We start from the raw sequence: 11,857 nt of genomic DNA on the forward strand, positions 1-11,857 counted from the left end.
ACTGGGTCTGTGACGACCCCCAAAAACAACTCATCTGGGCCGCCGCTACAAAGGACGCTCTATGGTTGCTGGAGGGCAAATGGAAGATCGTCATCATTTGCCAGCTGTTCGGCACCAAGGCGCCTATCCGGTTTTCCGAACTGGAGCGGCGGATCGAGGGCGTGAATCAGAAGATGCTCATCCAGCAGCTCAAGCAACTCGAAAAGGATGGCATCGTCGCCCGTACGGTCTATCCCCAGGTGCCTCCACGGGTGGAATATTCACTAACCGAGATGGGTAAAGCCCTTGGTCCGTCCATGGCGGAGCTTACCGAATGGGCCTTTAAATTGCGTGAGACAATGGGACCTCTCGATCAAGAGAAGTGAGAACAATACGCAGATCGCGTCAATAATTTGGTCTGCGCGAATATTCGGAGAGATAAGTGCCATGCCGATCCAATATGATGATCCTTTGGACGGGGATGCTCGCATGCTGGCTGAGCGACCTCTTGAGGAGCTGATTGCCCGTTCAGAGCGCATGACGTTGGAGTCCTTTGGTCCGCTGGTCACTTATTCGCGCAAGGTATTCATCCCCCTGACGAAGCTTTGCCGGGACGTTTGCCACTATTGTACGTTCGCCTCGACGCCTTCCAGGGTCGAAACCGCCTATCTGTCACGCGACGATGTGCTCGCGATCGCGCGGGCCGGCGCCGCTGCGGGTTGCCGCGAAGCGCTGTTCACGCTGGGCGACCAGCCCGAGGCGCGCTATGCGGCGGCGCGCGACGCGCTGGCGCGGCTCGGCCATTCCACCACCCTGTCCTATCTCGAAGAGATGGCTCGCGCTGTTCTGGACGAAACGGGGCTGCTGCCACACATCAATGCTGGACTGATGGACGATGCCGATTACAAGGCTCTGCGCCCCGTGTCCGCTTCGATGGGCCTGATGCTGGAAACCGTTTCGGAGCGATTGTCGCAAAAGGGCGGCCCGCATCATGGTTCGCCGGACAAGTGGCCCGCACGAAGGCTGGAGTCCATCGAGGCGGCGGGCAGGGCGGGCGTGCCGTTCACGACCGGCCTCCTCATCGGCATCGGCGAAACCCGCGAAGAGCGGATCGATGCGCTGGTCGCTATTCGCGACCTGCACCGGCGCTATGGCCATATTCAGGAAGTCATCATTCAAAACTTCCGCGCCAAGCCCGGCACCCGGATGGTCGATCATCCGGAACCGTCGCTCGACGAACATCTGTGGACCATCGCCGTCGCCCGGTTGGTTCTTGGGCCGCAGATGGTTATTCAGGCGCCGCCCAATCTCCACAATCCCGACGAACTGGCGGCGCTGCTGCGGGCGGGCGTGAACGATTGGGGCGGGGTGTCGCCAGTCACGCCCGATCATGTCAATCCGGAAGCGCCATGGCCGCACCTCGCCCTTCTCGAACAGGCGACGGAAAAGGCCGGACGCGTTCTGCGCGAGAGGCTGGCGATCGGGCCTGCCTATGCGCTTCAGGCCGATCGTTGGGCGGAGCCTGCCATCGCCCGGAAGATCCGCCAGTCCATCGATGCACGCGGGCTTCCGGTGACAGACGGCTGGCATGCCGGCGCGGGCGACGTCGCTCCGGCGCTACCGGCACATGGCGATATGGCAGATATGGCCCGGATAGAGGCGATCATCGCAGCGGCCCGCGCGGGCGACCGGATCGGCGAGAGCGATATCGTCCGGCTGTTCCAGGCGGATGGCGCTCATGTGCGGCTGCTGACTGAAGCCGCCGACGACCTTCGGCGGGAAATCGCGGGCGATGCGGTCACCTATGTCGTTAACCGCAACATCAACTATACGAATATCTGCCTCTACAAATGCGGCTTCTGCGCTTTCTCCAAGGGCAGCACGAAGGCGATGCGCGGTCCCGCCTATCGGCTCGACATGGAAGAGGTCGGACGTCGGGCGGCCGAGGCGTGGGATCGCGGCGCTACCGAGGTTTGCCTGCAGGGCGGGATTCATCCCGACTATGACGGCAACACCTATCTTTCCGTCCTGAAGGCGGTGAAGGCGGCGGCGCCGGACATTCATATCCACGCCTTTTCGCCGCTGGAGGTCAGCCACGGCGCTTCCACTTTGGGCCTGAGCCTGGAAGATTTTCTGGTAAAGCTGCGCGAGGCGGGCCTGTCCACGCTGCCGGGCACCGCGGCGGAAATACTGGACGACGAAGTTCGCGCCATTATCTGCGCCGACAAGGTGAATACCGGCGAATGGCTGGAGGTGATGCGCACCGCGCACCGCGTCGGGCTTCGTTCCACCGCGACGATCATGTTCGGGCATGTGGAAGGCTATGAGCATTGGGCTCGCCATCTGCTCAGAATCCGCGACCTTCAGGCTGAAACGGGTGGCTTCACCGAATTCGTGCCGCTTCCCTTCGTGCACATGGAAGCACCGCTCTGGAGGAAGGGGCATGCCCGATCGGGTCCCAGCTTCCGTGAGGCCATCCTGATGCATGCGGTGGCCCGGTTGGTGCTTCATCCGCTGATCCCCAATATCCAGGCGAGTTGGGTCAAGCTGGGGCCGACGGGGATCGCGACCGCCTTGCGCGCCGGCGTCAATGATCTGGGCGGGACGCTGATGGACGAGTCCATCACCCGCGCCGCGGGCGGAACTAATGGCCAGCTCTGTGATCCGGAACGGATGGCGGAACTGGCGCGGGAGGCTGGTCGCGTTGCCGTGCAGCGCACCACCTTGTACGGATCGCCGCCGGTGCTTGAGTTGCAGGCGGCGGAATAAGCCGACGGGAAGAACGATTGGAGATGGCCGGGTCTGGTCCTGGACCGGCCGGCCTCTCCAATCCCCGACATCGGGTGGCCAGCAGGCTTTATTATAGCCGTCTCCCGCGATGCGCGAAGGACGGTATCCCGATCTTTATTTTGATTCCTGCCCTGCGTCGCGGATTGGTTCCTGCCCCGCTTCACGGCCGGGCTGCCAACCGCCGCCCAGCGCCTTGAACAGATCGACCCGCGCCGACGCCAGCCGCTGCACCGAACCGGCATAGGCGCTGCGGGCCGCAAGCATGTCGGCCTGCGCCACCAGAAGGTCGAGATAGCCGATCGACCCCGCGCGGTATCGCAAATCGGCGAGCCGATGCGCCTCACCGGCGCGCGATTGCGCCTCGCGCAGCGATCCGAGCCGCTCCTGCTCGGTGGCGACCATCGTCAGCGCCTGCTCGACCTCCTTGAGCGCAGTGAGCACCCGCCCGTCGAACGTCGCGAGCGAAGCGTCACCCTGCGCCTGCGTCTGACGGAGACGCGCGCGCGCAACAGCGATGTTGGGAAAGCTCCAGGAGATGAGCGGCCCCAGTGAGAAGGAGAAGGAGTCTCCGCCCTTCACCATATCGTTGCGGAAGAAATTGCCCGATCCGCCCAGACTGACCTTGGGATAAAGATCGGCCGTCGCCACGCCGATCCGCGCCGTATCCGCCGCGAGCTGCCGCTCGGCCTGACGCAGATCCGGGCGGCGGCGCAGCAGCGCGGCGCCATCCCCGACCGGCAGGGTCGCCGCTGGTTCAGGGGCCTGCGAACAGGCGCGCGCCGCATCCGGAACATCGCCCGGCGTCGTGCCGATCAGGGCCGCCAGTTCGAACAGCGCGACCTGACGCTGGCCTTCCAGCGCCGGGATCGCCGATCGGGCCGTCGCTTCCGCTGCACCGGCCCGCTCCACATCGAGCCTGCCGACCGATCCGGCCCGCTCCTGCGCGGTGACGAGCCTGAGGCTGTCGGCGCTTGTCCTGGCGGACTGCCGTGCGACCTCGATCGCATAGGCGGTGGCGCAGGCGTTGACATAGGCACGCGTCGTTTCGGCCGCGACCGTCACCCGCACCGCGTCGCGCGCGGCTTCGACGGCTTCGGTGTCGGCGCGGGCGGCGGCGATGGCGCGGCTGACCCGGCCGAACAGATCGACCTCCCAGGCGAGCGACAGCCCGCCGGACTGGGACCATTGCGCATCGCCCTGACTGCCGGCCACGCCACCCTGTCCCGCGCCCTGGATGCCATCGCCATAGGTGACGCCGCCATTCAGGTTGGTGGACGGAATCCGCGCGGTCCGGGCCTCGCCCAGCACCGCCCGCGCCCGCGCGAGGTTCGCTGCGGCAACGCGCAGATCGGTGTTGGCGACCAGCGCGCGCTCGACCAGCGCATCCAGCGCGGGATCGCGATAGAGGCGCCACCAATCATCAGGCAATTGGGCCGCCGGATCGAATATGGCCCCCTTCGTCACGAACGGCGCGGCCGTCGCCGCAGGAGTCTTTGGCCGCTCATAATCCGGCCCGACGGCGCAGGCAGAGGCGAGCAACGGCGCGATCAGACTTAGCGCCTTGAAATTACGCATGCGCCAGCCCTCCTTCGGCTGCGGGCGGACCCGAAGGCGAGGGGTGCTCGGCTGGCCCGGTTCCCGACCGTGGGCGGTGGTCGCCGGCGAGCAGCGTGTAGACGGTCGGCAGCACGAACAGGGTGAACAGCGTGCCGATCAACATGCCCATGACGACGACGATGCCGATGGCGAAGCGGCTGTTCGCGCCCGCGCCCGCCGCGAACAGCAGCGGCACGAGACCCGCGACCATGGCGGCGGTCGTCATCAGCACGGGGCGCATGCGGACCGCGGCGGCATGACGGATCGCTTCCGCCCGGCCCCAGCCTTGGCTGTGCTGCATCTCGTTGGCGAACGACACCATCAGGATGCCATGCTTCGAAATGAGACCGATGAGCGTGACGAGGCCGATCTGCGTGTAGATGTTGAGGGTGGTAAAGCCCAGATAGAGCGGAATCAGCGCGCCGCAGACCGCCAGCGGCACCGTCACTAGGATCACGAGCGGATCGCGGAAACTTTCGAACTGCGCGGCCAGCACCAGAAAGATCACGATCAGCGCGAAGACGAACGAGACGGTCAGCTGATTGCCTTCATGCACATATTGCCGGCTGTTCGACAGCCAGTCGACCGTGGTGCCCGGCGGCAGGGGCTGGCTTTTCAGGAAATCCACGGCCTGCCCCATGGTCACGCCGGGCAGCAGCACGCCAGACAGCGTGGCCGAGTTCATCTGGTTGAATTGCGGCAGTCGGTTGGGTTGCGACCGGATTTCGACTTTTGCGACCGTGGACAGAGGGACGAGCTTGCCCGATGCGGCCTTGACGTAGAATTCGCCGAGACTGTCCGGGGTGACGCGCTTGTCCTGCGGCACCTGCGCGATGACGTCGTAGGAACGGTCGTGCCAGTTGAAGCGGTTGACGTAATTCTCGCCGACCAGCACGGCCAGCGTGTCGGCGATTTCGGCCATGGTCACGCCCATCTCGCCCGCCTTGGCCTGATCGATGCGAATGTGCGCCTCCGGACTGTCGAAAGCGAGATCGCTGTCGACGAACGCGAACAGGCCGCTGCCCCATGCCGCGCCCTTGATGGCTTCCATGCTCTTGAAGACCACGGGGAAATCGTCGGCCGACCGGATGACCATCTGCACCGGCAGACCACCGCTCCCGGCGGGAAGCGGGCTGGCCTGGAAGGCGGTCGCGAAGATCCCGGTGATGGCGCTCATGCGGCCAGACAGTTCGGCCTGAATCTGGTCGCCATTGCGGCTGCGATCGGCCCAGTTTTTCATCACGATGACGCCAAAGCCGCCATTCGCCCCCTGATCGCCGCCGGTTCCGAAGAAACTGGCGGCATATTCGGGAAACTGATGAAAAACGCGCTCGGCCTCCGCGTTGAAGCGGGCGGTATAGCTGGCGTTCGCATATTGTGGCGCCTTGGTCTGGACGAGCACATAGCCCATGTCCTCCTGCGGCGCCAATTCGCTCTTGGAACCGGCGAACAACACCCCGATCGACACGAGGACCGTGAGGCCGACGATCAGCACGGCGGCGCGCGTCGCCAGCGTCTTGTCGAGCAGCTGGACATAGGTTTCGGTCGCCCGGTGCATGGTGCGCTCGACGGCCTCGGCCAGTTTTCCCTCGCTGATCTTGGGCTTGAGCAGCAGGCCGCTCATCATCGGTGACAGGGTGAGCGCGATGACGCCCGACACGATCACCGATCCGGCGAGGGTGAAAGCGAATTCGCGGAACAACGCTCCTGTGAGTCCCCCCATCAGGCCGATCGGCGCATAGACGGCGGCGAGCGTGATGGTCATCGCGATCACGGGTCCGATGATCTCGCGCGCGCCGACCAGCGCCGCGTCGATCGGCGACAGCCCGTCCTCGATATGGCGGTGGATATTCTCCACCACGACGATGGCGTCATCGACGACAAGGCCGATCGCCAGCACCATGGCGAGCAATGTGAGCAGGTTCAGCGAAAAACCGAAAACCAGCATCAGCGCGACCGTGCCGAGCAGGGACAGGGGAATCGTGACAACGGGAATGATGACCGCCCTGAACGTGCCCAGAAACAGGAAAATCACGAAGATCACGATCAGCACCGCTTCGATCAGCGTATGTTCGACCTCCTCGATGGAGGCGTCGACGAACTGCGCGACGTCGAAGCCGCTCGAAACCTTGAGGCCGGGGGGTGCGACGCGCTGGATGTCGGGGATCAGCGCCTTGACCGCGCGCACGATCTCCAGCGGATTGCCATCGGGCGTGGGTGCGATGGCAATCGACACGCCGGGGCGGCCCGATGAAAGGGCGCTGCCATCATAATTCTGGCCGCCCAGCTCGACGGTGGCGACATCGCCGATGCGCACCACATTGTCCCGGCCGGTCTTGAGCACCATCTGGCGGAAGGACTCGACATTGCGCAGATCGGTGCCTGCGGTGATGTTGATCGCGGTGCTTTCGCCCTTGAGTTGCCCCGGCGACGCCTGGACATTGTTCGCCCGCAGCGCATTGGCCAGGTCGCTCGCGGTCAGGCCGCGCGCGGCGAGCTTCACCGGATCGACCCAGATTCGCATCGCCAGCGGTGCGCCGCCGGTGATCCCCGCCGAACCGACACCCGGAACGGAGGTGATGAGCGGCTGGGCTACGCGCGCCGCGAAATCGGCCATCTGCGATGCCGAGAGCCGGTCGCTGGCGAAAGATACATATTGGATCGCGGAAGCGCCGTCGGTGATCTTGGAGATGACCGGGTCCGTCGTCCCGGCGGGCAGCCGGTATTTGACCTGCTGTACCTTGGCCAGAACCTCCGTCATCGAACGGTCGGCATTGGCGTTGAGCACCAGCTTGGCCCGGATCTGGCTCTTGCCCTGACTGGAGGTGGAGGTCAGATATTCGATGCCGTTCGCGGTCGCGATCGCCTGAGAAATCGGCGTGGTGACGAACCCGTGCATCACCTCCTGCGAAGCGCCCGGCAGCGACGTGTCGATGGTGATCGTCGCGCTTTCCATGCCGGGATATTGGCGGATCGGCAGGTTGAAGATCGCGCTAAGCCCGGCGAGCAGGATCAGCAGGCTGACGACGATCGCCAAGATCGGCCGGCGAATGAACAGGTCGGTGAACGCCATGTCAGCGGCTCCCGGCCGGGACGGTGCGCACCACCTTTACCTCCGCGCCCGGCTGCACGCGCAACTGGCCATCAGAAACCACGACATCACCGGCGTTCAGGCCCTTGTCGATCACGACATCGTTGCCGACACGGCGGCCGGTCTGCACTGGCACGATTTCCGCCTTGCCGCCGGAGCGCGCGCTTTTGCCCCGCACGACCACCACGCTGTCGCCCTGTGCCGAGGTCTGGATCGCGGTGGCCGGCACGACCAGAACGCCCCGCTGCGGGGGAAGCGCGAGGCCAGCCGTCACATACATGCCGGGGCGCAGCGCGCGGTCGGCGTTCGGCAAGGTCGCCTGCACGGTGACGTTGCGCGTGTCCGCTCCGATCTGCGGCTCCACCGCGTTGACGCGCGCCGTAAAAATGCGGCCCGGATACGCATCGCTGGTGACGGACACCGTCGATCCGGGCTTCAGACGCGCCAGTTCCTGCTGGGGCAGCGCGAACTCGACATAGAGAGAATCGAGCGCCGTCAGCGTGGCGACAGGATCGCCCGGATTGATGAATTGCCCCAGATTGATGCGGCGGATGCCGATCTCGCCGGAAAAGGGCGCGCGGACCTGTTTCTGGATCAGGCGCGCATCGATCTGACGAACGGCGGCGACGGCCTGGGCGCGTTCGGCCTGACGCTGTTGCAGCAATTCGCGCGGCTCTGCTCCGGTCGGCGCAAGCTGTTGGGAGCGGGCAACCTGAATGCCACTAAATGCCGCTTTGGCTTTGGCGGCCTCCCGGTCCGCACGCTCTGGACCATCGAACAGCTGCACGAGCAGCGCACCGGCGCGGACGTTGGAGCCGGCCGAAAAGCGGATATCCGACACTCGCCCGGCAACCTCGCTGGAGAGCGTGACTTCGCGCACGGCGGTGAGCGAGCCGACAGCGTTCAACGACAGCGGCATATCGCGCGGGGCCACGACCGCGACGGCGACCGGCACGGCCTGCTGTTGCCAGTTCTGGCCCTGGCCGCTTTTGAGTGTGCGCCAAAGAAAAAGGCCGCCCAGGATCGCCACCAGAACGATAATGGTGACGGCAATCGTCCTGCCTTGCGATCGCGAGGAGGGAAGCGGAGGAGGGATGTCGTGAAGCGAGTCGGTCATGCTCGCGCCTCACCGGCAAACGCGCTGATGACGGATTGCAATGCCGCCGGGTAGTGTACATCCACGTTCAATATCCCCCTGTCGAACGCTCGGCACACTTGCGCGTGCAGATAAGTTTTGATATTTTCCAACTCATGGCTTTGAAAACCAAACCGGCAGATATGTCAAGCTCAACATTGGAATATTCGGGCTGGTCCACCCGGACTCCCGGCGATCGCATTTTGATGGCCCTAAAATTGCAGGGCCGCCTCTCCTCTGCTGCGATCGGTAAAAAGCTCGGGATCACCGGCGAAGCGGCGCGTCAGCAACTCATGCGCCTGGCCGAGCAAAAGCTCGTCGTCGCTACGAGTGAAGCCAAAGGCGTCGGCCGACCCCAGCAATATTGGGACCTGACAGCCGCCGCTCAATCGCGGTTTCCCGACACCTGCGCCAGCCTGACGGAACAACTGCTCGACATTATACGCACCCATATGGGCGAGTCCGCGCTCGACATGATCATCAACGTCCGCGAAAGCGGGACGCAGCGTCGCTATCTGGAAGAGATGGACGGCAAGCCGCTGCTTCGGGACCGGGTCGTCGCGCTGGCTGCATTGCGATCCGAAGAAGGCTATATGGCCGACTGGCGCGAGGAGGAGGACGGCTCCTTTCTGTTGATCGAGAATCACTGCCCGATCAGCCCGGTCGCCGCTGCTTGCGGTGGTTTTTGCAGCGCCGAACTCGAAATGTTCAAAACCGCGCTAGGCCCGACCGTTTCCATTCATCGCACAGAGCATATTATCGGAGGCGACCGCCGATGCGCTTATGTCATCAGCGAGGGCGCATCATCATAGACCACAAGGCACTTCAAACCTTGCTGGCAGCAGGCGAGAGGGGGTATTGGTACGGTCCGACGTCATGATTTTTATGCATCATAGCGCGCTGTTTTAGTCATTGGACTGGCGGTCGGACGCCGCGTATCGGCGGGGCAACATAAAGGGAGGCGGATTGATGTCAGGCAAAGTTACTTTTGGATATCTTTATGACTTCCGCAACCCGCCGCAATGGCGCCGGCCCTGGGAGCAGGTATATAAGGAAGTAATCGACGTCGCCGTCTGGAGCGAGCAGGTCGGCTTCGGCGGCGCGTGGGTGCCCGAGCATCATCTGTCCGCTGACGGCTATCTGCCTTCGCCGCTTGCCGTCATCTCGGCGATGGCCACGCGGACCAAGACTATCCGTCTCGGTACATGGATCGCGCTTGCTCCACTGTATCACCCGACCCGCTTTGCCTCCGATTGCGCGGTGCTGGATATCATCTGCGAGGGGCGCCTCGATATCGGCCTCGGCATTGGGTATCGACCGACGGAATATGCGGCGATGGGCGTCGACTTCACCAAGCGTGGCCGCCTGTTCGACGAGTGGCTGGAGATCGTCAACAAATTATGGGCCGGTGACGCGGTGGATTATGCTGGGCAGCACTACCAGCTGGATGGCGTCCAGTTGATGCCGCCCGCGCCGCGCGGCCGCATTCCGCTCTACATCGGCGCATTCGCTCCGAAGGCGATGGATCGCGTGCTCGCTTATGGCGATGGCTATGTCGGGTCGGTCGAAGGCGCCGAACTTTATGTCGAAAAGCTGCGCGCGCAGGGCAAGGATCCGAGCGAAGGCAAGGTGCGGCTCGGCGATTTCTACACGCTCGTCGCGCGCGACCCGGAACAGGCGATGGAGGATCTGGCTCCCCATTTCCTCCACGTCAACAATACCTACGCACAATGGGGTGGCGAAGGGATGGACTGGATGAGCCTCGACGAGTTCAAGACGTCCGGCAAGTTGCAGATATTGACCCCCGACGCCGCCGTGGCAAAATATAAGGCGTTGCAGGAACGCATGCCGCTGGATCATGTATCGATGATGATGCCGGGGGGCATTCCCGCCGATCGCTTCATACCCTATGCACAGCTGTTTGCGGACGAAGTGCTGCCCGCATTCCAGTAAGCGGGGCGCGCGCGTGCGGTGTCGCTGGGCATCCACGCGCTGCCAGGGGTGTGCGACTGCGCGGCTGGCGTCACACCCCTTGATACAGGCAAATCGGTCCCCTCGCGCGGCGGCTGATTTGTCCACCTTTTTCAGATGAATTGCGGGACAGCACTTGGCCGTTGGCCATGTTCGAATTAAGAGGCGGGCACGGACTTGCGCAGCCCTACAGGAGAAAATGGATGAAGCTCGGCAAACTCGCGATATGGGCCAATGTCAACGGAGCGATCGGCTTTTTCGAGGACGACAAGTCCGGCGAACTGGGTCCGGCGAACGCCGAACGCCTCGCTCGCTTCGCCCGCCGTGTCGAAGAACTGGGCTATGATTCGATCTGGATGCCTGACGCTTTCGGCCGCGATCCGCTGGTCGCTTCGGCCTGGCTGCTGGCCAACACGACAAGGCTGAAGGTGGCGACGGGCATCATCAGCATCTACTCGCGCGATCCGATCGCCATGCGGGCGGGGGCCGATGCGCTGAACGAGCAATGGGGCGGGCGTTTCATCCTGGGTCTGGGCGTATCCCATCGCGAAACTGTGGAAGGCATGCGCGGGCATCAATATGAAAAGCCGATTCCCGCAATGCGCTCCTACCTGGAGGCGATTGCCAAGGCGCCCTATTATGCCGTGCCGCCGGCTGAACCCACCACGATCGTTCTGGCTGGTCTGCGCGACAAGATGATCCAGTTGGGCGGGGAACAGGCGCAGGGCGCGCACAGCTATCTCGTAACGCCTGAACATACGGCGCAGGCGCGTGCAAACCTCGGACCCGACAAGCTGCTCTGCGTCGAACAGCCGATGGTGCTGGAGACCGACCCGGTCAAGGCGCGGGCAATCGCTCGCAGCGAGGTCGAATTTTATCTTACCCTGCCGAACTATTGCAATTCATGGAAGGCTCTGGGCTTTTCCGATGAGGATCTCGCCAATGGCGGTTCCGATCATTTCGTGGACTCGCTCGTCGGCTGGGGAGACGAGGCGGCGCTGCGCAAGCGCATCGACGAACATCTGAGTGCCGGCGCCACGCAGGTCTGCATAAAGCCGCTGGCTCCGGGCGGCAGCATCGACATGCGGATCGTCGAGTCGCTGGCGCCCGGCGCGTAATCTTCATCGACAAGATGGCGCCAAATAAACTGGAGTAATGCCTGTGCGTGCAGTGATCGCCGATTTCGCCAATATTTCGAATTCGCCCCGCATTGCGGATATAGATCAGCCGCAGATATCTGATGACGAAGTGCTGGTGGCCATTGCCTATGGCGGCATGAATGCCGCCGACTGGCA

The 11,857-nt window shown here is 63.8% G+C and carries 8 protein-coding genes; 5 read left to right on the forward strand and 3 right to left on the reverse strand.

Features of this window, described 5'->3' with window-relative positions; all coding sequences use genetic code 11:
* Together ACODSN_RS16125 and cofH are read left to right on the forward strand one after the other, a co-directional pair.
* On the forward strand, positions 1 to 365 hold a 365-nt coding region (locus ACODSN_RS16125), incomplete at its 5' end, for a winged helix-turn-helix transcriptional regulator (RefSeq protein ID WP_489056507.1).
* 61 nt (positions 366 to 426) lie between these two features.
* Entirely contained in the window at positions 427 to 2,748 is a 2,322-nt protein-coding gene (gene cofH, locus ACODSN_RS16130; protein WP_489056508.1) for a 5-amino-6-(D-ribitylamino)uracil--L-tyrosine 4-hydroxyphenyl transferase CofH, read from the forward strand.
* Positions 2,749 to 2,883: 135 nt separating this feature from the next.
* On the opposite strand, the gene ACODSN_RS16135 is transcribed toward cofH, so the two are convergent.
* The 3 genes from ACODSN_RS16135 to ACODSN_RS16145 are packed head-to-tail and all read right to left on the reverse strand — an operon-like array spanning position 2,884 to position 8,573.
* Entirely contained in the window at positions 2,884 to 4,344 is a 1,461-nt protein-coding gene (locus tag ACODSN_RS16135; RefSeq protein WP_489056509.1) for an efflux transporter outer membrane subunit, read from the reverse strand.
* Positions 4,337 to 7,438 (reverse strand): efflux RND transporter permease subunit, encoded by a 3,102-nt coding sequence (locus tag ACODSN_RS16140; RefSeq protein ID WP_489056510.1) that lies wholly within the window; start codon positions 7,436 to 7,438, stop codon positions 4,337 to 4,339. The genes ACODSN_RS16135 and ACODSN_RS16140 overlap by 8 nt, the downstream gene beginning before the upstream one ends.
* A 1-nt stretch (position 7,439) precedes the next feature.
* Positions 7,440 to 8,573 (reverse strand): efflux RND transporter periplasmic adaptor subunit, encoded by a 1,134-nt coding sequence (locus ACODSN_RS16145; RefSeq protein ID WP_489056511.1) that lies wholly within the window; start codon positions 8,571 to 8,573, stop codon positions 7,440 to 7,442.
* A 53-nt stretch (positions 8,574 to 8,626) separates the two neighbouring features.
* Between ACODSN_RS16145 and ACODSN_RS16150 the strand changes: the two genes are divergently transcribed.
* The 3 genes from ACODSN_RS16150 (at position 8,627) to ACODSN_RS16160 (ending at position 11,680) form a co-directional block, all read left to right on the forward strand.
* Entirely contained in the window at positions 8,627 to 9,403 is a 777-nt protein-coding gene (locus ACODSN_RS16150) for a helix-turn-helix transcriptional regulator (RefSeq protein ID WP_489056512.1), read from the forward strand.
* Between the two features lie 157 nt (positions 9,404 to 9,560).
* Complete coding sequence (locus ACODSN_RS16155; protein ID WP_489056513.1) at positions 9,561 to 10,544, forward strand: LLM class flavin-dependent oxidoreductase; 984 nt, start codon at positions 9,561 to 9,563, stop codon at positions 10,542 to 10,544.
* Between the two features lie 221 nt (positions 10,545 to 10,765).
* Positions 10,766 to 11,680: a TIGR03620 family F420-dependent LLM class oxidoreductase gene (locus tag ACODSN_RS16160; protein ID WP_489056514.1), complete on the forward strand. Its 915-nt coding sequence runs from the start codon at positions 10,766 to 10,768 to the stop codon at positions 11,678 to 11,680.
* Positions 11,681 to 11,857: the final 177 nt, after the last annotated feature.

Source organism: Sphingobium sp. FG11 (assembly GCF_057809915.1).

Excerpts from the sequence above, each read along its gene's own strand:
- ACODSN_RS16140 (WP_489056510.1), bottom strand. The coding sequence starts at position 7,438 with ATGGCGTTCACCGACCTGTTCATTCGCCGGCCGATCTTGGCGATCGTC.
- cofH (WP_489056508.1), top strand. The coding sequence starts at position 427 with ATGCCGATCCAATATGATGATCCTTTGGACGGGGATGCTCGCATGCTG.
- ACODSN_RS16155 (WP_489056513.1), top strand. The coding sequence starts at position 9,561 with ATGTCAGGCAAAGTTACTTTTGGATATCTTTATGACTTCCGCAACCCG.
- ACODSN_RS16145 (WP_489056511.1), bottom strand. The coding sequence starts at position 8,573 with ATGACCGACTCGCTTCACGACATCCCTCCTCCGCTTCCCTCCTCGCGA.
- ACODSN_RS16160 (WP_489056514.1), top strand. The coding sequence starts at position 10,766 with ATGAAGCTCGGCAAACTCGCGATATGGGCCAATGTCAACGGAGCGATC.
- ACODSN_RS16135 (WP_489056509.1), bottom strand. The coding sequence starts at position 4,344 with ATGCGTAATTTCAAGGCGCTAAGTCTGATCGCGCCGTTGCTCGCCTCT.